The following is a 24575-nucleotide window of genomic DNA, read 5'->3' on the forward strand; positions in this document are numbered from 1 at the left end:
GGCATGTCACCCAGATCGCGTCACTGGGGCCAGGTGACGAGGTGTGCGTCGACGTGGCCGGTTTCAGCTTTTCGCCGCCTGTCCACAGTCCGCAGGTGGAGGCTGGGGTACGGGTCGCGGGAGCGACGGTGACCCGGCTGTGCGACACCACGCCGAGTTTCGGCCAGCAGGTCGCGCTGGCGGGGATCCGGTTGCCATAACTGGACGAGGTGCCGTGGTTCGGTTTGCTCACCGGCCATGGTGTCATCCGGACGAGCCCCACGCGATCGTGGTCCACCTGGACAGCCTGCTCGCCGAGCGCGGGATGACGCTCACCGAATTGGCGGCCCGTGTCGACGTGACAATCGCCAACATGTCTATTGAAGAATGGTCACGCCAAGGCGATCCGGTTCACGACCGAGCTGATGCCGTCAAGACCCGCCTTTCGGCGATCCTGACCCCGATAACCGCATTCAGGTCGCCGATTCCCTGGCGATCGGGGTTGCGTCTCAAGCTGCTTGAGGTCGCATAGTGGCGGCATGCCCCATGACTGCTTGTACCCCATCGGAGATGTGGCCCGCCGGACCGGACTGGCGGTCAGCGCCATCCGCTACTACTCCGACGAAGGCATCGTCGCGCCAACGGGAACGACCGCCGCCGGGCACCGGCTGTACGACCTGCACGCCATCGCCCGGTTCGAACTCATCCGCACCCTCCGCGACCTCGGCACCGGCCTGGACGAGGTCCGGCGGCTGCTCGGCGGTGAGACCACCCTGCGCACCCTGCTCGCCGAACACCTGGAGCTGGTCGAGCGGCAGGAGAACGAACTGCGGGCCAGGCGTGCGGTGCTCCGGGCGCTGGCCGGACAGGACGATCCGGCCGCGCGGATGGTGCTGATGCGCGAACTCGTCTCGATGTCCGACGAGGAACGCGAACGGCTGATCGACGACTTCTGGGCCGACGTCAGCACCGTCGTCCCCGATGACTTCGCCGCGCGGCTGGCCGCGATGCGACCGCACCTGCCCGAGGATCCGACCGCCACGCAGCTCCACGCGTGGATCGAACTCGCGGAACTGGTGCGGGACAACGACTTCCGCGCCGCTGTCCGCTCGTACCTGCACGAGACCTTCGCCGTCGGACCGGCAGCGCAGATGACCGCCACGCCGGTGCAGGAGTTCATCCACTCGACCAGCGAGCCGCTGATGAGGCAGATCTTCGCGGCGTTCCGCAGTGGCCTGCCCGCGGACTCCACGCACGCGCGGGAGCTGGCTGCCCGCCTCGCCCACGATGCCGCCGCCGCGGTCGGCTCCCCGATGACCGTGGAACTCCGCGAACGCCTGGCCGCGGGTTTCCTCGTGGCCGGCGAACTCGAGCAGGAGGCACTCGACGATCCGGAATACGACCACGCGCACAGCCGTTATCTCGCGCTCGTGGCCGTGATCAACGGAACCACCCATCCCGACCAGGACGTCGACTTCGCCGAACTGAGCGCCTGGCTGTCGGTCGCGCTGCGCACCGATCAGCCCGGGGCGGAAGCGGCGGACACCAGGCCGGTTCGGTAGGCAATGCTCGCAGCCGGCGCTCAGCTACCAGGTCGCCGTCAGACTCGGCCCGTCCCCTCACGGGCGAAGTGCGGTTCCGCCGCTTCCAGTCGCGGTACGGAGATGCCCAGCCGTCGTGCTTCGGCCAGGGTGTCCCGGCAGATCTCGCGCGGTTCTTCGGCGTCGGGGTCGGAGTGCGTCGCGAAGTTCACGCGTATCGGCGTGACGTGAGCGGTCAGCCAGGCGAGCGTGGGCGCCGTCAGCCAGGTGGGCGCCCGGAACGGCAGCAGGCCGCCTCGGTGCCGTCGCAGGTCGACGCCGCGCGCCTGGAGAAGCGGCAGCAGTTCGCGACCGGCCAGCAGCGCCTCGCGGAAGTCGCGCGTCGACCCGGCCAGTTCGGACAGGGAACCCAGCCGCAGGCCCTGCGAGAACATGCCGGCATCCGAGGCGAAGTGGACCCACATCCAGCCGCGGAAGTCGGGCCGCTCCTTGATTCGGAGCCCGGCTTCGCGAAACGCCTGGCGCACGGCGAGTTCCCGGTCGGTCGGGGGCCGGCCGAGGGTGCCGAAGACCACCGAGGGCAGCAGCGCTCCGCAGAGCACGCCGTCCGCGTCGAAGCCGCCACCGGCCTGGGGGAAGCCCCAGGCGATCCGGTCGAGGGGGAGTGCGCCGATCGCGGCTGTCGGCTCGGTCCAGAGGTTGCCGAAGACCAGCACCGTGGCCTGGCCGACGCGCGGGGCCAGGAAGGCCGCCGCCTCGGTGAGGCGGTGGTGCGGCACGCTGAGCACGATCAGGTCGAAGTCGTGGTCCGGCTCCAGTGCTTCGCGGTAGCGCACCGGCCACTTCTCGACGACGCGCTGCCCCCACACCCGCCGCCGCACGTCGAACAGGTCGAGGTCCACCGCGTCCCCGTACACCGCCGCGCGACCCGGCCGGACGTAGAACTCGACGTCGTGGCCCGCCTGGTGCAGTGCCCAGCCGTAGATGGTGGCGATCACGCCTCGCCCGAACATCAGGATCTTCACGCTGCACCTCGTGGGGGTAGGATCAAACTGGAGATCATCTCCACTTTCAAAATATGGAAGTGATCTCCAGTTGTCAACGCGAGGGGAGTGCATGACCGCCGACAAGCCATTGCGGGCCGACGCCCGGCGCAAGCGCGAGGCACTGCTCGCCACCGCCAGGGAAGTCTTCGACGCCGGCGACTTCTTCGACCTGCGCTTCGATGACTTCGCCCGCCTGGCCGGGGTGGGCACCGGAACGCTGTACCGCCACTTCCCCACGCGGGAGGCCTTGGCCGAGGCGGTCTACCACGGGGAGGTCGCCACGCTGTGCGACCGCGCCCGCCAGTTGCAGGCCACGTTGCCCGCGGCGGAGGCTTTGGCGACCTTCCTGCGCGGCATGGTCGACCACATAGCTGCCCACGAGGGCCTGGCCCGGACACTGGCCACGCTCATGGCCGACCGCTCAGGCGCCCTCGCCGAGGGCGGCCGGGTGCTGGAGGAGGCGGTCGGTGACCTCGTGGCCGCCGCCGTGCGGGACGGCGCCGTGCGCGACGACGTGGATGCCGGTGCCGTGATGATGGCCCTGCACGGCATCGGCGCGGCCCACGACCGCCCGAATTGGCGGGCCGAGGCCGACGACGTCATCACCCTCGTACTGGACGGGCTGCGTCCCCCGCAGTGAGACCCTGCAGCCTTGCAGGATCTCACTCTGCGCCTAACAAGTTTGGTTGGCCTGCAGTCGTGTCCAGCGGGTGCACCGTTCCCGGATTCAGCCGCCGCGACCGCCCGCTGCTCGCCTGTTGTGCGCCGCGCGGTTCGTGTTGATGGTCGACGTGGTGGTGGTCAATGTCGCACTGCCGTCGAGCATGCTCCAGCTGACCGGGGTCTGTTACACGGTGGTGTTCGGCAGCCTGCTCATCGTCGCGGGCCGGGCGGGCGACCGGTACGGGCGACGGCGGATCCTGCGCACCGGGCTGGTGATCTTCACCGCTGACCATGCGGGAACTCGGCGCGGCCACGGGATTGGCCGTGCTCGCCCCCTTCGCCGCGGTACTGGCCGCGGATTCGCCGGACGATCTGTCCGGGGTACTTGGCGGCGATGGCACTCACCTTGCTGGCGTGCGCACCGGCGTTCGCCGTACCCGCACCGCGGCGAACCCAAGCCCAAACCAGCACGGAGGCCCGACCCGTCAGCCGCGACGTCGGTAAGCCCGCCCCGATGCCTCCGACCGCACCGGCTCAGGACGCTGAGCAATGACGGTGACGACGGCGCGCGGGTTCGAGATCGCCGTCGGCAGCTGTCCGGCCGACCGGCTACGGAGGGAACGAGCTGGGGGACGTAGGCTCGATCTACTTGATCGACTGCTGTCGACCATCGAGGAGTGCGTGCATGTCGCCAAGCTGGCCGATCTGGCTCGCCGGGATCGTCGTGCTCGTGGCCGCGGGCGTCATGGCGACGTTCGTGCCGCACGCGAGGAGGCGGCGGCAGCGCCGCGACGAAGCGTGGGCCGCCGCGAGGTCGGCGATCGAGGCCGCGAGGATCCGCCGCGACGCGTGTGTGGCGACGGTGCCGGAAGCTGACGACCTCCTTGCGGGAGCGGAGGCGGTAGCCGCCAACGGCGGGGGACCGCACGCGGCCGAGCGTGCGGAGCGTGACGCGCGGCGCGCTGGGAGCCTGTGGCGGGAGGCAGGCAGTGAGTGATACACGACGCGAGGCCGGCGCTTGGCTCGGCTTCGCGCGGTGGACGTGCCTCGGCGCGGCTGTAGCCGCCCTCGTTTTCTTCCTGGTTTCGCAGCGCGCTGAGACCATCGACGTGAGCTACGCGCAGTCGCCGACGTCGTCGGAATCCCGCGAAGGCAACAAGGACGCCGGGCTTTCGGATGCCTCGGTGCCGCCCGTCGACGAACTCGTCGCGAGTTTGCGGGAGGAACGCGTGGTCCGGCTCCCCGGAGCTGTCGCGCACTGGGACGAGGCCAGGGTCGAGCAGGTGATCGGCGGCCGTGACGTCCGCATCCTCGTCGCTCCGCCGGGTCTGGACGAGGCCGAGAGGAAGCAGATCAGCGAAGCGAAATCGCAGGTGGACGGCGACGAACGCGAAGTGGTGACGATTGTCGGCACGACCGTGAGCGGCGGCATCCTGGAGGTTTCGCCGAGCACCCTCGACGAACGGCGCGCGGAGTTCGCCGTCGGTGACGTCACAGGCCTGATCATCCATCTGCTTGCGCACCTGTGGAAGCAGCCGGTCGCCGACAGTGCGTCGGACTTCCGCTGGCGGGAGCCGACCGCCGCCGAACTCGCCCCCGTCGAAGCCGCCTTGCGCGCCGACGGCCGCTACGCTGCCGACGGCGCGACTCTGACCGGCGTGCCCGGCGAGGCGGCGCGCCAGGCGTTCGAGGGCGCCGAGCCGCTCGTGGCCGCGTTTGCCCGGCAGCCTTTCGGCGAGCCGGTACCCGACTACGGGGCGGCGCTCACGGCACGGTTCCCCGACCGCCCGATCGTCGTCCTCTACGGACTGTGGGTCTCCTACCACGGGCCGAATGCGGATGCCTTTGCCGACGTCGCCGCCGCGAGCACGTACGCCCAGTTCGGCAGGCACCTGTCGTCGCGCGTGTATCCGCAGGACGCCATTCTCGGCGTCTACCTCGATCGGGTCATCGACATCCGCTACGCGGGACTGTTCGACCGGCCGCTGCCGTATCAGCCGCCGGACCCGCTGCGGGTGACGTTGCCCGCGCTGCCCTGGGTCTTCGCCGCATGTGTGGCGGTGTTCGTCGCACTGTCGGCGCGCGCGGTGCGCAAGCCGCGGGGGCTTCCGTACGGGACGGGCGCGGGAGCGAGACTCGGCGCGCTGACGGCGCTGGCCATCGAGGTGTCGGGGCTGACCGACGGTGAGAGTGATGTGGCGCTGACCCTCGCGCTCGCGAAGCTGGACAGCGCGCGCGAGGCCATTGAGGAGGGCCGCAAGCCGGACGCTTTCCTCGCCGACGCCCATGCGCGGCTCGACGAGGTCGCGCGGCTGCTCGGGCGCACCGACTACCGCCCCGACGTGTACGTGGGGAGGCAGCTGGTATGAGCGCGCTCAAGTCCTTCGAACGGTATCGCGGCCGGGGCAACGGCCTGTTCCTCGTCGCGTTGGCGGTGTGTGTGGTGCTCGCGTGCTGGGGGCTGTGGACCGGTGGCGTGTTCGACGACGATCTGCAGTCCGACCTGCGAGTGTCCTCGGTTCACATCGGGGAGGGCACCGACATCGACGAACAGGCCGCTGAGCGGATCGTCGGCAACCGCAGGCTCGTCGTCGCCTGGCTGCCGCAAGGTGAAGACCTCGAGGATGCGTGCGACGAGCTCGAAGGACCCGCAGCGGGTACGGTCGGGCTGCTGCTCAGCCCGGCAGGCGACGAATACGACACGTACGGCTGCGTGCAGATGGCAGGCGCCGACGACGAGGGCTTCGGCAGGGCCTATGTTGCCGAGTCACAGCTCCCGTCCGGCGTGGACGAGTTCGTCGATTCACCGCTCGACGCGCTCAAGGTCGTGGTGGTGAACTACGACTCGCTCGTGCGGGCGAAGACCATCCCGGACGGAACGCGGACGATCGTGGCACCACTGCCTCGCTTCCTCATCGCGGGAGGAGCGCTCGCGGGCGTCGTGCTCGGTGCCTCGGCGCTGTACCTCGTCTCACGTGGGGCGGGCAGGCTTACGGCCGCACGGTTGGAGCGACGGGCACACGCGGAGGACGCGAGGACGCGGCTGGGTGCGGCGGCGGCCGTCGTAGCCGGTCGGCTGCTCTCGCTGGACGCCGAGTACACGCGCAGGAAACCGCAGCTGAGTGCGAAGCAGCGGACGAAGTTCGACAAGGACTACGGCACGCTGGCCGCCCGATACGCGGAGGTGCTGCCCGAAGTCCACGACGCTCACGACAATGAGTCCATTGAGGACCTCATCACGAAGGTCGAGGAGCTCGGTGAGCTCTGTGGCAAGCTCTCGAACTCCTTGAAAGCGGCGTAGCGAAGCCGGCACTGCGACGCGAATCACGAGCGAATGGATGTGGCGTTCGGTGGCTTCCTGTTGCAACCGAGCGGTCCGGACACCGACTGTGGTGCGCGGGATCGACCGAGAGCATGAGAGAAGTGAATACGGCTCATCCTTTCCACTTCTGCCCCGGCCGGGGATGTCGCTGCACTGGTGAGTGCAGGTGTGGCCCCGTCGGGTTGCGTCGCCGGACGCTCTGCCGACGGCGAGGTTGCGCCGTGTCGCCGTTCACCAGGAACGGGTGGTGAGGGGCTGTCTACCCCGTCGGTGCCCGACGGCGTCACCGCGGCGGCGCTGTGTTCTCGGCGGGGGAGACCGCGCTGGTGCATCGGGCGTGTCCGGTTGCCGGGCCCCCGCATGTCGTGCCCGCGGAAGGGGTCCGCGGTCGCCGCGACCTGGTCGAACCGCCCTTGACGGCCGGACGGTGGCGATCTAAGGTTCGCCGAAACTTTCCCATTCGCTTTCGAAAGTTTCGGGAGTCCGGATGAAGTCGTTCCGCCTGATCACCGTCGCGCTGGCCTCGCTGGCGCTGCTGGTCCCGCTGCCGTCGGCGGCTTCGTCCCTGCCGAGCGGCGCGCACGGGCACGACGAATCCTTGCGGCAGGCGGCGCCGCGGGGATTCCGCATTGGTACCGCGGTCGCCGGGGGCGGACACCACGAAACGATGCCCTACCCCGACCCGTTCACCTCCGACCAGCCGTACCGCAAGCTGCTCGGCGCCGAATTCAGCTCGGTCTCGCCGGAGAACCAGATGAAATGGGAGTACCTCCACCCGGAGCGCGACCGGTACGACTTCGCCGCCGCTGACGCGATCGTGCGGTTCGCCCAGCGGCACCACCAGGTCGTTCGCGGGCACACGCTGCTGTGGCACAGCCAGAACCCGGCCTGGCTGGAAAACGGCGACTTCACGCCTGCCGAGCTGCGTGCGATCCTGCGCGACCACGTGCGCACGGTGGTCGGCCGGTACCGGGGCCAGATCCAGCAGTGGGACGTGGCCAACGAGATCTTCACCGAGACGGGAGCCCTGCGCACCACCGAAAACATCTGGCTCCGCGAACTCGGCCCCGGCATCGTCGCCGACGTGTTCCGCTGGGCACACCAGGCCGATCCCCACGCGAAGCTCTTCTTCAACGACTACGGCGTGGAAAGCGTCAACGCCAAGAGCGACGCCTACCTGGCCCTGATCCAGCAACTACGCGCCCAGGGCGTGCCGGTGCACGGGTTTTCGGCCCAGGGGCACCTGAGTCTCCGTTACGGTTTCCCTGCGGATCTGGAAACCAACCTCAAGCGTTTTTCCGCGCTGGGACTGTCCACCGCGATCACCGAAGTCGACGTGCGCATGGATCTACCGGAAAGCGGCGTGCCGACCGATGTGCAACTGGCTCAGCAGGCCGACTACTACCAGCGCATGCTTTCCGCGTGCCTCAACGTCCGCGGCTGCGATTCGTTCACCATCTGGGGATTCACCGACAAGTACTCGTGGGTGCCGGTGTTCTTCGAAGGAGAAGGCGCGGCGACGGTCATGTGGAACGACTTCACGCGCAAACCGGCCTACCACGCCCTGCGCTCGACACTCGCCGCCGAGCGCTGAACTTCGTCAAGAACGCCGGGAACGTGGCCGGCACCCCGCTCACGGTCATCAGCGGACCAGGCCGCCGACGTCGTTGGCTTCCCGGTAGCGCTTGGCGAAGCTGTCCGAGCGCTCGGTCATGTTGCCGTAGCCGGGATAGCCGGTGTCGTCGCGGAGCCAGGCCCGGATGAGCTTGTCGTCCGCGGCGTACGCCGTGTACGCCTGCTCGTCCGAGATGCCGTAGGTGCTCTTGAGGTGGTGCAGGTTGGCGGCGGCCAGATCGATCGCCAGGCGGTCGTCGTTGGCGAGCCTGCCGCGGATGTCGTCCTGGCCGACCTTCTCCCCGTGGTACTTCGCCATCAGGTCCGCCGCCGTGCCCGCCTGCATCTGGCCGATGCCCACGGAATTGCCCACCAGCCCGGACGACTCCGCGCGCCGGAACAGGTCGAAGGGCACCTTGGTGCCGAGCGAACGGCCCTCGCCCTCCTGGATGAGCAGGGCGGCGAGCACCTTCGGGTTGATGCCGTACTTGTTCGCGGCGGCGAGGATGTCCTTGCCGTGCGGGTCGAGGAAACTGCCGGAGCCGGTGACCGAACTCTTCCAGGCGCCGGCGTTCCACGCCCCGGCGAGGCTGGTGTGGGTGGGCTGGTTGAAGTCGTGCTTCTCGCCGCCGAGGTTGGCGCGCAACGCCCACGCCGCGGTCTCGTCGGCTTCGGACGCGTCGCGCAGCACCTGGTTGATCCGCGTCTGGATGGCTTCGATGGCGTGCCTGCCCTCCTCGATGGCGTCGCGGATGTCGTCCTTGCCGCGCCAGGTGGAGCGGTCCTGTGGATCCACCGGCGGATTCGCGGTGACCTTCCCGTTCTGGTCCACCTTCAGCCCTTTCGCCGGTGCCTCGTGATCGGCGATGCGGTAGAGCGCGTCCTGGTTGCGCTTGATCCGGCCGTGTGCCTCCGCCAGCAGGTCGCGAATGCCCCGCGCCTGCTCGGCGGCGTCACCGAACTCCTTGCTCGTCTCGCCGAGGAAGGACATCGCTGTCCGCGCGGCGGGTCCGGTCCACCCGGAGGCCTTGAGCGGCTGGGTCACCGTGTCCGTCAGCTCGGCGCCCAGCGCTTCCACCTTGCCGATCACCCGGCCCCAGTCCTCGACCGCCTGCTCGAGGGCGTGCACCGGTGCGTGGTACAGGTTCTCGTAGTTCAGCATGCCCCCGCCTATTCGAAGAACTTGGCGATCTCCGCCATGGACAGCTCGGTCTTGTCCTCGTTCAGCTGGTACCCGCCGGCGCCCGCGGCCAGGCTCTGCTCGATCTTGTGGCACGCCTGGTGGAGCGTGGTGATCTGCGCGTACCAGAGCTCGCCGGTGTGCTTGAGCGCGGTACCGAGCTGGAAGTTCTCCGCGCCGAGCGCCTGGGCGGCGGTTTGTGTTGTCTCGTCGGGAATCCGGCCGTCCTTGCCGAGTTGCTCGCGCACCCCGGCCGCGGCGCCGGAGCCCTGCTTCAACGCCGCCGGGTTCACCTCGTGCCCCGTGTTCCCCATGCCGCTCAAGCCGTCCGGAGATCGCCGAGCACGGTCGCGAGCCGTTCCCGGGCCTGTTTGTCCATATCGGATACCTTCGCCGCACTCTGGTCGAGCTTCCACGCGGTGTGGGCGGTCTGCTCGACCAGCGTGGTCAGCTCCTTCCACCAGGTGTGCCCGCATTCCTTGAGCGCCGCGCCCGATTTCCAGTCCGCGTGCGCGCCGGCGGCTTCGTTGCCGCTGTGGAACAGCGTGCCGATGGTGTTCTTGGCCGTGTCGGCACCGGCCCGCAGATCGCCGGCGACCTGGCGGACCCCGTCCGGGTTCATCCGGATGTTCGGCGGAGCCATGCCTCTCCTTTCAGTCCCAGTTCGGGTGGGGCCGGACCACGAGCGGGACGTCCCCGGCGCCGGTGCGTGTTTCGTTGTGCGACAGGCGGTGGTTGAGCCCGATGTTGGTGTGGTTCGAGTTGTGCTGCGTGTAGAGGATTTCCCCGTCCGGGGTGACCGCGGTGATCACCGACGCGTGGTGGATCACGCCTTTCTCGTTGCGCATGTACAGCAGGTCGCCGGGCCGCGCGTCGGGCACCGAAACGCTTTCGCCGCCGTTCTTGACCATGTAGTCGTGGTGGTTCTGCGCGGCCGCCCACGCGTCGCCCTGCCGGTACTGGTCGAGTGAGCCGGCGAACGGCAGCTTCGGCAGGCCCTGGTGGTCCTGGTTCCACCCCTTGTCACCGGTTTTGTCGTGCGGCACCATGCCGCCCTCGTTCATCGCGTAGGAGACGAAGTTGGTGCAGTTCTCCATGCCGGGCACGTCGGAGTAACCGCTCTCGCCGTGCTTTTCGGCCCAGCGGATCATCTCGACGCGGTTCAATCCGTCGGTACCGACCAGGTTCTTCTTCACCTCATCCGGAATGCCCGGCATGTCGTAGAGCTGCACCGGTGCGGCGTTCAGGTACTGGTTCCGCTGGTCCTGGCCGAGCGACTTCCACCACTCCGCCTGGGTCCGCGCGTCGGCGTTGAGCGGCATCGTCTGCCGGAGCATGGCCAGCCCGGTGTGCCCGGCCTTCTTCACCTCGTCGTTGAGGATGTCCTTGGCCAGTTCGTCCTGCGTCATCAGCTTCGTGATGCTCGCGGGCTGGATCAGCCGCTTCAGGCTCGCCGCGGCGTCCTCGTCGATCTTGGTGGCGTCGTTGACCGCGTCCCAGATCAGCCAGCCCGCGCGCTTGGCGCGTTCCTCGGCCTTCGGATCGGTGGATCCGGACGGCACGGTCACCTTGCCGTCGCCGCCGACCTCGAGACCGCCCTCGGTGGCGAACGCGACGGCCGACTCGAGGTTGCGCTTGGCGGCGGCCAGCGCGGTGGCGAGGCTGTCGAGAGTGGTCACCACCCCGCGGATCGCCATGCCCGCGGCCTGGAAGTCCTGTGCGATCTTGCGGCAGTGCCCGCCCGCCTTCTCCCCGAGCGTGTCCGACCACTGCTCGCCGAGCGCGTTGCCGCCGCGCTCGTAGAGGTTCTCCGCCGCGGTTTCGGCCTCCTTGGCGAGCTTGAGCCAGTCGTCGGCGGCAGCGGCGAAGGTGGCCGGCTTGGCTGCCTTGAGCTGCTGGTAGGTGACCATGCCGACCACCTTCGCCCAGCCGCGCCGGCCGGTGTGCCGGTCGATCACCCCACAAACCGGCGGCGGCCGACACGCGCGCGATCCTCTCGACGGGGACGGTGCCGGTCAGGTCAGCCGACGACGTAGGGGTTGTGCACGATGTTGCCCTCGTGACAGCCCTCCGAGGAATTGCAGATGACCACGGCCAGGAAGGCGATGGTGTCCCCGCTGTGTGTGAAGTCCAGGTTGTAGTAGGTGGTGAGGTCGCCGAGGTCGCAGCCCGAGTGGTCGTACCGCTTCGTCGGCGTGTACTCCCAGCGGTGGGTGGACGACCCGAGCTGGTAGAAGAACTGGGCGTACGGTGCCTCACCGTCGCATGCCCAGTCCGCGACGACCAGGTCGTACACGTGGAAGCTGCTGGGACCGGTGAAGTCGATGCCGGCGCCGGCGTAGCCGTACGACCGGCTGGTGCTCAGGTTCAGCTCCGCGTGGGCCAAGCCCGGAGAAATGACCATGACCATCGCCGTCGCCAGCGCGGCGAGCGCCGACCGGAGACCTGTCCGACGCAGCAGTCCGCGTCGCTCTTTCAAGCCCTCTCCGCGTGGACGGTAGAACAACATCATTACCTCCAGGAAGGAAACGAACGGAGAGGAAATCTTCCACCGAAGACCTCGGGTGGACGCCGTGTTTCGAGTACGGTCTAAACGTTGTTCGCCGGCGAGCGCGGAGTCCTGGGGGGCAGGCGTGCCGAAGTTGCGCATCCACTTCACAGACCTCGATCTCGCGCGGACGCGGTTGAAACTGGAGATTGACCTCATGTGGGAGATCATCAGCAGCGTCCAGCTCCTGCAGCACGCGGACGGCGGCCTGGCCTTCGGCCCATGGCGCCGCCGCGTGCGCGAGCACGCGCCACGGGACGGAGACCTGCGGGCGGCGATACAGACCCTGATGACAGTGGCGCCACATGCCACCTACTTCCCGGATTTTCTCACTCCCACACCGGATATCTCCGACATCGACACGGGCGTCGAAGCAGTTCTGTCGACGCCGCCATGCCGCCTGCGTGAGGAGATCGGCCGACTTCAGCCGACCGGCAGTGCGGAGACGAGGTGGCTGGCCGAACTGGCCGACGGGAAGTCGGCGGCGCTACGGCAGCTGCGGCAGGCCTTGCGCAGGTACTTCAAGGCCCTGATCGAACCGCACCTGCAGGTCGTCGAAGACGGCCTGCGTGCCGACCGCGCCGACGGGATCCAGTGCTACCTGCGGACCGGCCCCGAAGGGCTGCTGCGGTGGCTCGGGCCAACCATGAGCTGGCAGCCGCCGGTACTGACAGCCGACTACCCGGTCGACCGCGACCTGCATCTCGACGGCCGCGGCCTGGTGCTGATTCCCAGCTACTTCTGCCTGTACCACCCGGTAGCCCTCGCCGATCCACTGCAGCGGCCGGTCCTGGTGTTCCCGATCCGGACCGAGTCACGCCTGCTGGCCGGTGGTCACGGCAGCGGCGACCACCCGGGCGCGCTGCTCGGAACCACCAGGGCCACCATCCTGCGATCGGTCACCAACGGCAGCACCACCACCAAACTGGCGCGGCAGGCCGGCGTCACACCCGCCACCGTCAGTCATCACACCAGCGTCCTGCGCGACGCGGGACTCATCACCACCGACCGGCACGAGAACTTCGCGACGCACCTCATCACACCGTTGGGGCTCGCCGTGCTCACGTCCAACCCCGACGGCACGCCGTGAGCACCGCCAGCCGGACGAAGTGTTTAGACCCTGTTCGTAACACGCCATCCGCCCATCGCCCCGGTGGAAGAGTCGTCTCCCGTTCCGCACCATTTCCAAGGTGGCAAACGAAGGAGACGTGCTCATGCGCAAACCCATCCCGATCATCGGAGCCATCGCTGCCGCACTGGCCGCGACCCTTGTCGTGCCGGCCTCAGCGGGACCGAACTGCAGCACCGGGTACCACTGTGGCTGGGACATCGGATTCGACACCGGGAAAATCAGCTTCTTCAACAGTGATCAGGATTTCCGTGACAACAAATTCAACACCGGCGTCGTTGCCGACAACAACATCAAAACCGTAAGCAACTCCACGAGTACGGATTATGTGAGCTTCTGGTACAGAGAAGTGAACTACGTCGGATTCTTGTTCTGTGTGAACCCGAACAGTTCCGTGCAGAACCTTCCCGACGATGGCGTACCCGGCAACGGCATAGGGCTCGGGAACGAAGCCAGCAGCATGTGGCTGATCCCCGGTGGCACGTATCCGGGCTGCTACTGATCGCGTGCGCGGAGGAACTGCCGCAGCCGGCCCGGCTCAGGGGCCGGCGAGGGCGGGGGCGAGCGCGCACGCCTCGACAGCTGCCCGGAGCAAGCCCTTCTCCGGATCGGTGAGGGAGTGGGGATCCGGCGTACCGGCCATCTGGTCGAGGTGCGGGAGGACTCGGCCGGCGTCTCCCGGGGTCAGCGCGGAGACTGGTTTCACCAGCAGGTTCAACGGGTGTTCCAGGTCTTGGACGATGGTCGAGTAGAAGGCGTCCACGGAAAGCTTGCCGCGGGTCGTGAGCCCGCCCTCGTACACCGCGAGCCTGCTGTAGGCCGTCGAGGCGAACTTGCCGACGGCCCGCGGCATGTGGTCGTCCGAGTCCTCCGTGCCCGACTGCTCCAGGAAGTCCGGGGCGGCGCAGCGGTCCAGAGTGCCGATGTCGTAGTGGAAGTTCACATTGCCGCCCTCGGCCACCAGCAGGTTCCACGGTGTCACCGGGTTGAGGGTGAAGAAGGTACGCGAGACGGTGAGGCGTTCGGAGTGCAGGCCACGGATCTTGCCGCCGATGACCTGCCACCGGTAGAGGCCCTTGTCGTAGCCCGCGGTGATGATCGAGTCCTCGGTGAAGGTGATCGCATTGATTTCGCCGTGCCGCAAGGACTCCACCACGGTTTCGTGCAGGGGTTGCAACCTGCTGTCGGTGATCAGCAGCCGCCTGCCGTCGGCGAAGGCGATGCGGGTGCCGTTGCTGTTCACGGCGAACAGGTCCGCGCGGCGGAAACCGAAGCGGCCGAGGTCGAGCTGCTCCTGTTCGCCGTCGGCCAGTGCGAACGCGGCGCCGGCGAGCTTGGTGCCGACCACGAAACCGGTCGCGGTCGGCTCCACCACGGCGTCCAGGAAACCGCTGCCGCTGGCGAGCACCACCTCGCCTGCCGGGCTGTACTCGACGATCTCCGTGTCACCCCGCCACCCGCCGCCGTCGAACTCACGGCGGACGATCACCGTCTCGCTGTCCAGCGCGCACATCGACCAGTGCTGAGCGGGTCCCTCGTACAGGGTCGACCGCACTCCGGCCCGGTCGACCGTCACCACCCGGGAACCGTTGCCGCTCCTGGTCGGCTGTTCGATCGCCACGACCGGATGGCGCACGGAGAATCCCGGCTTGGCTATGCCCATCGAACCGGGCAACCGCACCGTCGTGCGGCCGAACAGCGAATCCCCGACCTCCGTCGCCCTCGTGGCGTCGAGACCGGTGAGGACCGTGGCCAAGCGGGCGTCGGCCTCCGAGGGCGGTTTCCACTTGCGAACCTTCAGGTGCGCGGCGGCCGCCGCGGCCCGGGGCAGCGGCAGGCGGAGGATCTGCCACCACAACGACTGCCAATTACCCGAACGCGCCAAGGCGCGCAGGTCGTCCGACGCGCCGGAACGGCCACTGCCGAGCCACCCCATCTGTCCCGCCCTCCGGTGTCATGCCGAGTACCAACCACCAGGATTGATGTCCACCCCGAGCCTGCGCAGCAGCACGTCCTTGAGCTGCGGGTCGAAGTCGCCGATGCTACTCGCCGCGGACACTCGAACGTGTCGCTCGAGTTCCGGTGAGCCCGCCAGCTCCAGCAGCGCCCGCAGGCCCTCGTCCCGGTCGACGCCGGCCAAGGCACGCGCGGCGACGACCCGCGACTCGCCGGGCAGGTCGGCAGCGAAGGCGCGCAGCAGCGGCAAGCCCAAGTCCTGGTTGCGCGCGGAGAGCAGCGCAGCCGCTTGGACGCGTTCGGCCGGACTCCACGCCGGCTCCCGCGACAGCGCGGCCAACCGGGTCTGCCCTTCGGCCGGTTCGTGATGGGCCAACTCGTCGGCGGCACGCATCCTCAGTTTGGGCTCCTGCCCGACCGAGTCGGCGATAGCCCGGCAGGCATGCAAACCCGCATCGCGGTCGTGCTGCACGAGCAGGCCCGCGGCATCGCAGGCGTAACGGCCGCGCAGTCCGCCGTTCGCGAACTCGTGCAGGATCGCGGCGCCCGCGGTCTTCTCGTAGCGGGCGAGGCGGTGCGCGGCCTCGACCCGGTAGCCATGGTCGACGCTCTCGTCCTTGGCGATGCGTTCGAGTAACTGCGTCGCCTCGGCGCGCACTTCGTCATCGGCGTCGGCGGCCAGCGCGTCGGCGGCGTAGACCCGGCAGTCCGCGAACAAGCGGGTGTCCGCGCCGAAGCGGCGCAGCCAGGCGGTGCCTGCCTCGCGGTCGTGGCTGCGGAGCCCGATCGCGGCCTCGACCTTGGCCACGTCGGGGGAGCGCGGGTCCGCGACCAAGGCGCGCAGCCGGGCCGTGCCGGTGGCGGGGTCGTGCCCGGCGAGGCTCGCGGCGGCCACGGCGCAGTGGCGGGAGGTGGTGTCGCCGGCGAACCGGGCCAGCCACGCCACCGCCGCCGCGTGATCGACATGCGCGAGGTGCCAGGCCGCGGCGATGCGCAGGCGGCCGGGGAACGCGTCATCCGCGACCAGACGCCGCAGTTCCTCGGTGCCCCGGGGGTCGTGCCCGGCGAGCGCGGCGGCCGCGTTGACCCGGTCGATGGGGACCGAACCGGGGCTGGTCGCCAAGTCGTGCAACCGCTCCTGCTGCTGCGGGAGGTGGGCGAGGGCGCTGTGGGTCTGGTGCCAGTCGCGCACCGGCGGCCTCTCGTCCTGTTCATCGGGGCGCTGCCACAGCTGTTCCAGGATCCGGTTGCGGGTCTGTTCGTCGCACATGCCCTCGGCCAGCAGCCACGCCGCCTGCTCCACCCGCTGCGGGTCGGCGGTCAGCAGATCGGCGATCTCGCGCTGCCGGTCCGCCGGGAGCCGGTCGAAGGCGAACAGCGCCGCGACCCGAGTGTCGGCGTCGGCCAGTGCATCGCCCCAGACGGCGGGGTCGGCGCCGTAGCGGTCGCACAGGTGCCCGGCGGCCAGGTACTCGGCGAAGGTGCGGTGCAGGAACCGGGGGTGCGCGGTGTGCAGGTCGACGAGCAGGCCGGTGGCCTCCAGCAGCGCGGTCACCGCGCGGGGCCCGAAGGGGTCTGCCGGGTCGGCCAGCTTGGTCGTCGCCGCGGTGGTGATGTGGGCGCCGTCGTGCAGATAGGTGTCGGCCAGGTCGCCGAGAAGGCCGCGCAGAGCCGTGGTGACGGCGGAATGGCCGGGTGCCTCGTGGGCGTATTCCGCGCACAGGCGGGTGAGCAGCTCGTCGATGCGGTCGTGCAGGCGCTGATCGTGCCGGGTACGGCTGTGCGGGAAGCGGCCGAGGAACTCCGCGACGGCGCGCGCGTACAGGTCTGCGCGGACGGCGCGGGCGCGCGGCGCATCGCCGGGGTCGAAGTACTGGCCCACGGCGAGGTGCGCGAGCAGCGGCAGGCGGACGAGATCGAGCATGCCGTTGCCGCGGACGTAGGCGATGAACTCCGCGGCGCGCGTCGCGGCCCGCTGCTCGACCTCGGGCTCGGCCAGGCGGTCCCCGCCGCCTGTCTGGTGGGCCATGACGAACCGGCGGAGCTGGTCGACGGTGAACGGCTGCAGGCGGAACTCCGTGAACCCCGCTCCGGACAAGCTGCGCCACGCGTTGTCATGCAGGCTGCGCGCGGACAGCACCACCCGGCGCGGCATGCCGGGCCCGGTGTTCCACTCGCGGGCCGTGGCGATCACGATCTCGATGACGTGGCGCCAGTCCTCCGGCCGGGTCACCTCGTCCAACGCGTCGGCCAGGAACAGCACCTCGGCACCGGGAACCGGTGGTTCGGCCCGCACCAAAGCGTTCCGTCCGACCGCTTCGGCGATGGAGGTGCGGCCGACCAGCTCGCGGGCGGCGACCCGGATGGGGAACACCGGTCCGAACGGCGCGTCAGCCGGACCAGTGGCGCGCGTGGCCGTGCGCCACCACCGCCAGGCGGTGACTTCCACGTACTCAAGGAGGCTGGACTTGCCGACGCCTGCTTCACCCGTGACGACGATGTGCCGCGTCGTCGGGTCGGTGAGGACGTGCTCGATGGACGCCGACTGGCCGGGGACGCGGACCTGGCCGGTGTCCCGGTCGGTGGCGGTGTCGAGCTGTTGACGGGTGTAGACGCGAGCCAGGTCGCCCGGTTCGGTGGCCCGGTAGGTCAACCCGCCGCGGTCGCGGGCGGCGCCGGGACGCGGGCTTTCCGCCAGGAGTTCCGGCGGTGCCAGCAGGCCCTTGCGCCGATGGGCCAACACTCCGAACAAACCCTTGCGGGAACGCCGCGGGCCCGTCGTCCTCTCTTCGGCCCGAGCGGGGTCGGCCGGCGCGGACAGCGGCCGGTTCTCCCAGAGGCCGGGGCCACCCGCCCAGCGGATCCACGCCACCAGGACCGGATCCTCCGCGAACGCCCGGGCCGGCGCGGCACGCAGCTCGGAGATCGGCCCGCCCGGAACTCCCGCGTCGGTCGTGATGACGCCGACCAGCCGGTCACCGCCGAAGAGCGCGGCCCCGGACATCCCCGCCCACCCACTGCCGGTGGTGGGCCGGGCCAGCGGATCGGTCGTGACGACCCAATGGCGGGAGCGGACCCCGGACAGCGGGTGCACGACACCGCTGAACTGCCGCGATTCCCGGATCTTCCCCACGACGTCGTGCCGGGGGAAGCCGACCGCGGTGACCGGCACCGGATCCGCGCCGGTGAGGTCGGTCCAGAACGTGCCGGGCCAGTCGGCCTGCACCGGTCCGCCCGCACCCTCGAGGACCAGCAACAGGGCGACGTCGCAGTCGGGCCGCCCCCAGACGACCACGGCGTCGCGGAAGGGCTGCCCCCGGGTGGCGTCGGCCAACGCCCGCACCCGGCAGCGCGGCGCGACCTCGGCGAGTTCGGCGGCGGCCGCCGGGGACAACGGTCGCTCCGGCGGCCGCACGGGTTTCCCAGCGGTTCCCTCGACGACGTGCCACGCCGTGAGCACCAGGTGAGGTGTGCAGAACCACCCGGAACCCGCCGAACGTGCCATCGGGTTGTAGACCTCGCCGACGCGGGAAGCCGTCAGCACGGTTCGCCCCCGATCAGCCCGGCTCACCGTCGGCGGAATCGCTCACCCGCACCGGGGTCGCCCCATCTTTGCCCACCGGGTTGAGAGTCAGCGTCAGCTTGTGCGTCTCCTGCTGGGCCAGCTTGGCCGCGGCGCCGAACGACACGACCCCCAGCTTGAGCCCGCCGGTGCCGGAACCCTCCCGGGTGACAGCCAGCGTCAACTCCACATTGACCGGGCCCAACTCGAACGCCAGCGCCTGGTCCGCCCCCTTGGCCATCGCCTCCGTCAACTCGACCCGCAGCGCCTCGATCGTCTCGGCCAGGCCCCCGACAACCGCCCCATCGTCCATCAACCGCTCCCGTGCTCCAGCCTGCGTTCATGCCACCGTACCGGGCACGCCAAGCAGCCCTGCGGTGATCGCGACCGCGTTGCTCACGGGCCTCCTGCGCATCGTCCATCGGGCGCGGCCGGTCCCGGTGGGGTTCGGGCACGCCTTGCCCGCCGCGTAGGGCAAGCGGCGCCTGCTCATCGGCGGACCCGCTCGCCGGCGACCGTGGACCTCGTCGGCGGACGCGTGCACGAACTCGCCGTCGCTCTTGCTGGGCAGCGTGTTTCCACCCGGGAAGGTGGTGCCGGAGGCGGCTGCCCCCGGCACCACCGCTCTCAGCCCTCCTTGAGCAGGTTGTCCATCTCGCTGATCTCGGCCTGCTGCGCGTCGATGATCTGCTGCGCCAGTGCCTTGGCGTCGGCGTTGGCGCCGGTGCCGAGTTCGGTCCTCGCCATCTCGACCGCGCCCTGGTGGTGCTTGATCATCAGCTCCAGCCACAGCCGGTCGAACTCGGCGCCCTTGGCCTGTTCGAGTTGCTTCATCTCGTCTTCGGTCATCATGCCGGGCATCGGCGTTCCGCTTCCGTGCGGCATCGAGCCGTGGCCGGCCCCGTCCGATGACGATGACGGGGTGGCCGGGGCCGCGGCGCCCCATGCGGTCAGCCACTCCTGCATCCGCTCGATCTCCGGATCCTGAGCTTTTTCGATACGAGTGGCCAGATCCAGGACCTTCGGATCGCTGCTGCGAGAAGGAACGAGCTCGGCCATGTCCAGTGCCTGGGTGTGGTGCTGGATCATTTCCTCGGCGAAGGTGATGTCCTGCTGGTTGTGCGCGGCTTGCTGCCCCGTGGGAGCCGCGGCGGGTGGTGCCGCGGAACTCGTTGTGTGGCCCATGTCCGACATGTCGTCGTTACCGCCGCACCCCGCCAGCAGCGCACCGGTGGCGGCCATGGCGATACCGGCCATGACGAAGGAATTCTTCATGGTCTGTGCTCTCTGTTCATCGAACTGTATTGGACGGCAAGGAATTCCTCGCTGTCACAGCCGATGAACGCAGAGTGTGGTGAGCAGTGATCGTCCGGATCTGTCGGGTGGGCGCCATTTCGCCCAGGAAGCCCGCGTCGGACATCTTTCCGGCGCGGGCTTCCTGAAACCGGTGCGCAGCCAGAACGCCGCCAGGAACAGCAAACCCAGTCCCAGGCCGCCCAGCACGGCGAGGCACAGGTGCAGCATTTCGTGCGAGCCGGCGGGACTGCCGGGGGATTGTTCCCCGTGGCGCTGTTCGCCGGCGGCGGCCGTATCGTGGACCGCGGGTGCCATGGCGGCGGTTTCGTGGCTGGAACCGTGGTGGGAGCTTGGCGCGGTCAGCAGGTGGTGCATGCCGACGACGGCGAACGCGAGCGCGCACAACAACAAGAACTGCCGCGCTCGAACACGTGCGTCCACCCGCATGCCCTCACTGTACCCAACGTCGTATGTCCCACTAAGAGAGATAGTAGTAGCGTGCCGGCGCGACTCAGTTCACCGCTGCCGCGGCCGGTTCGAGCTTGCCGGAACGTCCCAGCGCGAACACGCCCAGTGCGCAGGCGCCGCCGATCAGCATCAGCGCCACCCATGGTGCCCAGGCGATCCCGCCGGCCCTGGCCAGGTCCAGCGCCGCTCCCGTGCCGAGGTTGCCGATCGCGATCCCGACGCCGCAGATGGTGTTGTAGAGCCCGTAGTGCGTGGCGACCAGGTGATCCCGGGCGAGGGAAACGATCGTGTCCATTTCGAACGGGAACACCACGACGGTGCCGAGGGTGAGCAGCGCGACGGACACCAGCAGGGGAGCGAAGGCGAACGCGCCGGCGGCCGGGGGACTGGACGCCGTCAGCAGGGGCGCCGCGAAGGCCAGCGCCATCGACGTCAGCCCGGCGGTCAGGCACTGGCCGTGGCTCCACCTTTCCCGGCACCAGGCGGTGACCCGCAGCTGCCCGAAGATCGCGATGACGCCGGAGACCGCGAAGAGCACACCGACCTCGATCGTGCCGGCGGATTCGGTCGGCGCCAGCCGCCGGGTTTCCAGCGGCAGCGCCAGGTACACCTGGAACGACAGCACGTAGGAACCGACCATCGCCGCCGAGAAGGCCAGGAACCGCCGGTTCCGCAACACCACCGACCAGCCCGCGAGCAGGGACTCCGCCGGGCCGGCCGGCGCACCTGACCGGCGGGCGGGCAGTGAGCGGATCTGCAGCACGGTCAGCGCCGCGAACACGACCGCCGCCACCAGGCAGGTGAGCTGGAACGCCACCCCGGTCAGCAGCAGGCCGATCAGCGGGCCGAGCAGGATACCGGCCTGGTAGAACACGTTGAACAGCGCGAACGCCTCGACTCGGCGATCACCGGCGTCCTTCGCCACGTAGGCGCGCACGGCCGGGTTGAACAACGCCCCGGCGAACCCCGTCGCGGCGGAGGCGATGATCAGCGCGGGTACCGAATCGACCAGGCCGAGCAGGGCGAACCCGGCGGTGCGCAGCGCACACCCGGCGACGATGAGCGGTTTGTAGCCGAACCGGTCGGCCAGCGCGCCGCCCAGCAGGAACATGCCCTGCTGGGAGAAATTGCGCACGCCGAGGATCAGGCCGACCAGCCAGCCCGCCAGGCCCAGCCCGAGCGAAAGGTGCGCGGCGAGGTAGGGCATCAGCATGTAGAAGCCGATGTTGATGGTGAACTGGTTGATCGCCAGCAGCCGGACCGGCCGGTCGAACGAGCGGAACTGCTGGGCCACCCCGGTCATCGGCGCTCACCCGGCCCGGCCGCGGCGAGGCGGGTGGCCACCGGGTCGACCACGGTGGTGCAGCGGGTCCACCGCGTCACCTCCTGCTCGCCGGGGTGCGCGATCGTTGCCGGGTCCGAGGGCGGATCCACGTCCAGCAGGCCGTGTTCGGCGCAGAACTGGTCGTTGTAGACGGTGTCGAAGTAGCGTTGCGGCCCGTCCGGGAAGACGGCCGCGATCCGGGTCGACGCGGGAGAAGTCCGTGCGAGCCAGCCTGCCACCAGCGCCACGGCGCCGACGCTCCAACCACCCGAGGCGTATTGGGACGCCGCCAGCCGTCGGCAGGTGGACACCGCTTCGGCCGCGCTGACCCAGTGCACCTCGTCGAACGCGGCGTAGTCCACGTTGCGCGGGTAGATGCTGGAACCGAGGCCGCGCATGAGCCGGGTGCGCGCGGGCTGGCCGAAGATCGTCGAGCCGGTGGTGTCCACCCCGACCAGCCGCAGCTGAGGGAAGAACCGCCGGAGCGCACGGGAAACCCCGGCCGAATGCCCGCCGGTGCCCACCGAGCACACCAGCACGTCGACCCGGCCGAGCTGGCCGACGAGTTCGGTGGCCAGCGGTTCGTAGGCGGCCACGTTGTCGGGATTGTGGTACTGGTCGGGGCAGAAGGAACCGGGATTCCCGGCGAGCAGTTCCGCGACCCGCTGCCGCCGGGCTTCCTGCCAGCCGCCCACCGGGTGCGGCCGGTCGACGATCTCCACGCGGGTGCCGTAGGCCAGGAGCAGGCGGTGCACGATCGGTTCCATGCCGGGGTCGGCGACCAGTGCGACGGGGTGGCCGTAGACGATCCCGGCGAGGGCGAGGCCGAGGCCGAGCGTGCCGCTGGTCGATTCGACGACGAGCCCGCCGGGTCGCAGGTCACCGCGGTCACGAGCGCGGGCGATCATGTGCAGGGCCGGGCGGTCCTTCATCCCGCCGGGGTTCTGGCCTTCGAGCTTGGCCCAGAAACCTTTGCCGTCCGTGGTGAACGGCCGGTCGATCCAGGCCACCGGGGTGTTCCCGACCGAGCCGGCGGTGTGGCTGCCGGCGGTCGCGGACGTGTCCGGGCGGACGCTGGCCGGCACGGCCGTACCGGGCGCGGGCGGGCGTGCGAGATCGAATGAGGGCATGACTGAGTCCGTCCTGTCGTGCTGATGAGGGTGCGGGCAGAAGCCGGCTCGCTTGGCGAGTCAGCGATGTGCCATCAGCGCCGCAGAACGCACAGAGCGCGGAGGGTTTCCTGGCCGGAGGATCTGGGGCGGCGGGGTGAGCCGCGTACCGGCCCGGGTGGCCGGTATCGGGCTGTCCCGCCGGCGGGGACGAGGATGCCGAGCAGGAATGTCCACGGCGACGGCCCGCCTCCGGGATACTCCGAGATCCGTGGCGTGGCCAGGCAATTCGGGTGATCCGGCCGATGCGGCCGGTCGTGCGTGCCGCAGTCCGCGCCGGGCGAATGTCCGTGCTCGTGGGTTTCCGCCGTGAGCAGGTGGATCGAAGTGGCCTCGGAATGGGCGGAGTCGGCATGACCGGCCATGCACGGAAGCGCATGGAATGCCAGGTAGACGACAAAGAGCGCGGCCACAGCGAGAAGATGACTGAGGACCCGCACACACTGAGCTCGCGCTTGGCCTCTCACAGTTACCCGAGACTACCGACGCGGTGTCGGGTTCAGGTGAACTGGTGGCCGGAATTCGGTGCCCTGTGGCGGTTTTCACCCATTCGCGGCGACGGTGGCATACGGTATAGGGGTAAGGCGTAAGGTGCGGCGACGAGGGAGGACCATGAACGTCAGGGGAACCGTCGCGGCCGGCTACGAGCCGGTCCGCGAAGTGTTCACGAAACTGGTGGAAGAGGGCAGGGAAACCGGGGCCGCGTTGTCGATCTGGACAGCGGGCCGCGAGGTGGTCCGGCTGAACGGCGGCTGGTCGGATGTCGCCCGAAGCCGTCCGTGGACCGATGAAACGCTGGTGACGACCTATTCGACGTCGAAACCGTTCGCCGCGCTGACGGCTCTGGCCGCGGTGGCCGGGGGCGCGCTGGAGCTGGACGAACCGGTCGGCCGGTACTGGACGGAATTTTCGCGCGCGGGCAAGGAGAACACGACGCTGCGGCAGATACTCACCCATCGCTCGGGTCTTCCGGCGTTCCCGCCGGAAACCAGCGGGATCGACCTGCTCGACGACGCGGCCTTGCGACGCTCGCTGGCCGATGCCACGCCGGAGTTCGAGCCGGGAACGGGCCTCGCCGAACAGGCGCTGACCCACGGTCACCTGCTCGACGGTGTGCTGCGAGCCGCGACCGGCCGTTCGCTGGGCGAGATCTACACCGAACAGGTCCGGCCCGCGCTGGGGATCGATGCCTGGTTCGGCGTGCCCGAGCCCGAACTGGGCCGGGTCGCGGAACTCGAACTCGGCATCGACGGCACCACCGACGAACTCGTCGCGGAAGTCGCGCCGACCTACCGTCGCGCACTGGCCCTTCCCGCCGGTGCGCTGGACCCCGCCCGGCTGAACACCCCTGCCTGGCAGCGATCGGTGTTCGGCGCGAGCGGCCTGCACGCTTCGGCGACCGCCCTCGCCGGCTTCTACGCCGAGCTGACCAGCCCGGACGGGCCGGTCGCCCGGTTGCTGGGGCCGGAACTGCACGCGGACTTCCTCGGCGCCCAGGTCTGCGGGCACGACGAGGTGGTCGGCACGACCGTTCGCTGGACGCTCGGCCCGTTCCGCACCGACGCCTTCCTCGGCCTTGGCGGCTTCGGCGGATCGGCGGCCTGGTGGTCCCTGCGGCACGGGCACGCGGTCGGCTACGTGACCCGGCGGCTCCACGACCACGGCAGGATCGCCGAGGTCGCCGCCGTGCTGGGCGACGACCTCCGGCTGGAGGTCACCTGCGACTGACACACGAAACCGGATGCCGGTCGACCTCGGACTATGCGGTCCACCGGCAT

Annotated in this window: 24 protein-coding genes; 10 read left to right on the forward strand and 14 right to left on the reverse strand. The window is 69.6% G+C overall.

Annotation, left to right across the window (positions count from 1 at the left end; all coding sequences use genetic code 11):
* The first annotated feature begins 268 nt into the window (after nucleotides 1–268).
* Together YIM_RS22285 and YIM_RS22290 are read left to right on the forward strand one after the other, a co-directional pair.
* The gene (locus YIM_RS22285) at nucleotides 269–511 is read left to right on the forward strand and encodes a helix-turn-helix transcriptional regulator (RefSeq protein ID WP_228004907.1); all 243 of its coding nucleotides are present in this window, start codon (nucleotides 269–271) and stop codon (nucleotides 509–511) included.
* A 7-nt stretch (nucleotides 512–518) separates the two neighbouring features.
* Nucleotides 519–1541, forward strand: a complete 1023-nt coding sequence (locus YIM_RS22290) for a MerR family transcriptional regulator (RefSeq protein WP_153032180.1) — start codon at nucleotides 519–521, stop codon at nucleotides 1539–1541.
* A 38-nt stretch (nucleotides 1542–1579) separates the two neighbouring features.
* Here YIM_RS22290 and YIM_RS22295 read toward each other — a convergent pair whose 3' ends face one another.
* The gene (locus YIM_RS22295) at nucleotides 1580–2545 is read right to left on the reverse strand and encodes a ketopantoate reductase family protein (RefSeq protein WP_153032181.1); all 966 of its coding nucleotides are present in this window, start codon (nucleotides 2543–2545) and stop codon (nucleotides 1580–1582) included.
* A gap of 91 nt (nucleotides 2546–2636) precedes the next feature.
* Here YIM_RS22295 and YIM_RS22300 point away from each other — a divergent pair, with 91 nt between their 5' ends.
* The 5 genes from YIM_RS22300 to YIM_RS22320 all read left to right on the forward strand — a co-directional run bounded on the left by YIM_RS22300 (nucleotide 2637) and on the right by YIM_RS22320 (nucleotide 8145).
* Nucleotides 2637–3206: a TetR/AcrR family transcriptional regulator gene (locus YIM_RS22300; RefSeq protein ID WP_153032182.1), complete on the forward strand. Its 570-nt coding sequence runs from the start codon at nucleotides 2637–2639 to the stop codon at nucleotides 3204–3206.
* A gap of 708 nt (nucleotides 3207–3914) precedes the next feature.
* Nucleotides 3915–4226 carry a DUF6403 family protein gene (locus tag YIM_RS22305; protein WP_153032183.1) on the forward strand — a complete coding sequence of 104 codons (312 nt, stop codon included), beginning with the start codon at nucleotides 3915–3917 and terminating at the stop codon, nucleotides 4224–4226.
* Nucleotides 4219–5598 carry a hypothetical protein gene (locus YIM_RS22310; RefSeq protein ID WP_153032184.1) on the forward strand — a complete coding sequence of 460 codons (1380 nt, stop codon included), beginning with the start codon at nucleotides 4219–4221 and terminating at the stop codon, nucleotides 5596–5598. The genes YIM_RS22305 and YIM_RS22310 overlap by 8 nt, the downstream gene beginning before the upstream one ends.
* Nucleotides 5595–6530, forward strand: coding sequence for a hypothetical protein (locus YIM_RS22315; protein ID WP_153032185.1), 936 nt, complete (start codon nucleotides 5595–5597; stop codon nucleotides 6528–6530). Before YIM_RS22310 ends, YIM_RS22315 begins: the two co-directional genes overlap by 4 nt.
* 508 nt (nucleotides 6531–7038) lie before the next feature.
* Nucleotides 7039–8145 carry an endo-1,4-beta-xylanase gene (locus YIM_RS22320; protein WP_153032186.1) on the forward strand — a complete coding sequence of 369 codons (1107 nt, stop codon included), beginning with the start codon at nucleotides 7039–7041 and terminating at the stop codon, nucleotides 8143–8145.
* A 48-nt stretch (nucleotides 8146–8193) separates the two neighbouring features.
* Here the strand turns inward: YIM_RS22320 and YIM_RS22325 are convergent, their stop codons facing one another.
* From YIM_RS22325 to YIM_RS22345, 5 genes are all read right to left on the reverse strand, one after another.
* Nucleotides 8194–9327 (reverse strand): transglycosylase SLT domain-containing protein, encoded by a 1134-nt coding sequence (locus YIM_RS22325; protein ID WP_153032187.1) that lies wholly within the window; start codon nucleotides 9325–9327, stop codon nucleotides 8194–8196.
* An 8-nt stretch (nucleotides 9328–9335) separates the two neighbouring features.
* The gene (locus YIM_RS22330) at nucleotides 9336–9659 is read right to left on the reverse strand and encodes a hypothetical protein (RefSeq protein ID WP_153032188.1); all 324 of its coding nucleotides are present in this window, start codon (nucleotides 9657–9659) and stop codon (nucleotides 9336–9338) included.
* A 5-nt stretch (nucleotides 9660–9664) separates the two neighbouring features.
* On the reverse strand, nucleotides 9665–9988 hold the full coding sequence (locus YIM_RS22335; RefSeq protein WP_153032189.1) for a hypothetical protein: 324 nt from the start codon (nucleotides 9986–9988) through the stop codon (nucleotides 9665–9667).
* A gap of 10 nt (nucleotides 9989–9998) precedes the next feature.
* Entirely contained in the window at nucleotides 9999–11303 is a 1305-nt protein-coding gene (locus tag YIM_RS22340) for an amidase domain-containing protein (protein WP_153032190.1), read from the reverse strand.
* Nucleotides 11304–11365: 62 nt separating this feature from the next.
* Complete coding sequence (locus YIM_RS22345) at nucleotides 11366–11824, reverse strand: hypothetical protein (RefSeq protein ID WP_153032191.1); 459 nt, start codon at nucleotides 11822–11824, stop codon at nucleotides 11366–11368.
* A 154-nt stretch (nucleotides 11825–11978) separates the two neighbouring features.
* On the opposite strand from YIM_RS22345, the gene YIM_RS22350 reads away from it, so the two are divergent.
* Both YIM_RS22350 and YIM_RS22355 read left to right on the forward strand, forming a co-directional pair.
* A complete protein-coding gene (locus YIM_RS22350; protein ID WP_153032192.1) occupies nucleotides 11979–12983 on the forward strand; it encodes a helix-turn-helix transcriptional regulator in 1005 nt (334 codons plus the stop codon).
* Between the two features lie 124 nt (nucleotides 12984–13107).
* Entirely contained in the window at nucleotides 13108–13524 is a 417-nt protein-coding gene (locus tag YIM_RS22355; protein WP_153032193.1) for a hypothetical protein, read from the forward strand.
* A 36-nt stretch (nucleotides 13525–13560) separates the two neighbouring features.
* On the opposite strand, the gene YIM_RS22360 is transcribed toward YIM_RS22355, so the two are convergent.
* The 8 genes from YIM_RS22360 to YIM_RS22395 all read right to left on the reverse strand — a co-directional run bounded on the left by YIM_RS22360 (nucleotide 13561) and on the right by YIM_RS22395 (nucleotide 22758).
* Nucleotides 13561–14958: a hypothetical protein gene (locus YIM_RS22360; protein WP_153032194.1), complete on the reverse strand. Its 1398-nt coding sequence runs from the start codon at nucleotides 14956–14958 to the stop codon at nucleotides 13561–13563.
* Between the two features lie 18 nt (nucleotides 14959–14976).
* Complete coding sequence (locus YIM_RS22365; RefSeq protein WP_153032195.1) at nucleotides 14977–18522, reverse strand: trypsin-like peptidase domain-containing protein; 3546 nt, start codon at nucleotides 18520–18522, stop codon at nucleotides 14977–14979.
* A 13-nt stretch (nucleotides 18523–18535) separates the two neighbouring features.
* The gene (locus YIM_RS22370; RefSeq protein ID WP_153032196.1) at nucleotides 18536–18853 is read right to left on the reverse strand and encodes a trypco2 family protein; all 318 of its coding nucleotides are present in this window, start codon (nucleotides 18851–18853) and stop codon (nucleotides 18536–18538) included.
* Between the two features lie 27 nt (nucleotides 18854–18880).
* On the reverse strand, nucleotides 18881–19159 hold the full coding sequence (locus tag YIM_RS22375; RefSeq protein ID WP_153032197.1) for a hypothetical protein: 279 nt from the start codon (nucleotides 19157–19159) through the stop codon (nucleotides 18881–18883).
* Nucleotides 19160–19167: 8 nt separating this feature from the next.
* The gene (locus tag YIM_RS22380; RefSeq protein ID WP_153032198.1) at nucleotides 19168–19815 is read right to left on the reverse strand and encodes a DUF305 domain-containing protein; all 648 of its coding nucleotides are present in this window, start codon (nucleotides 19813–19815) and stop codon (nucleotides 19168–19170) included.
* 54 nt (nucleotides 19816–19869) lie between these two features.
* Nucleotides 19870–20283 carry a DUF6153 family protein gene (locus tag YIM_RS22385; protein WP_153032199.1) on the reverse strand — a complete coding sequence of 138 codons (414 nt, stop codon included), beginning with the start codon at nucleotides 20281–20283 and terminating at the stop codon, nucleotides 19870–19872.
* A 64-nt stretch (nucleotides 20284–20347) separates the two neighbouring features.
* On the reverse strand, nucleotides 20348–21607 hold the full coding sequence (locus YIM_RS22390; RefSeq protein WP_153032200.1) for an MFS transporter: 1260 nt from the start codon (nucleotides 21605–21607) through the stop codon (nucleotides 20348–20350).
* Nucleotides 21604–22758 (reverse strand): PLP-dependent cysteine synthase family protein, encoded by a 1155-nt coding sequence (locus tag YIM_RS22395; protein WP_153032201.1) that lies wholly within the window; start codon nucleotides 22756–22758, stop codon nucleotides 21604–21606. The genes YIM_RS22390 and YIM_RS22395 overlap by 4 nt, the downstream gene beginning before the upstream one ends.
* A 651-nt stretch (nucleotides 22759–23409) precedes the next feature.
* Here YIM_RS22395 and YIM_RS22400 point away from each other — a divergent pair.
* A complete protein-coding gene (locus tag YIM_RS22400) occupies nucleotides 23410–24525 on the forward strand; it encodes a serine hydrolase domain-containing protein (RefSeq protein ID WP_153032202.1) in 1116 nt (371 codons plus the stop codon).
* Nucleotides 24526–24575: the final 50 nt, after the last annotated feature.

The sequence above is a fragment of the Amycolatopsis sp. YIM 10 genome, from assembly GCF_009429145.1.
GTDB lineage: Bacteria > Actinomycetota > Actinomycetes > Mycobacteriales > Pseudonocardiaceae > Amycolatopsis.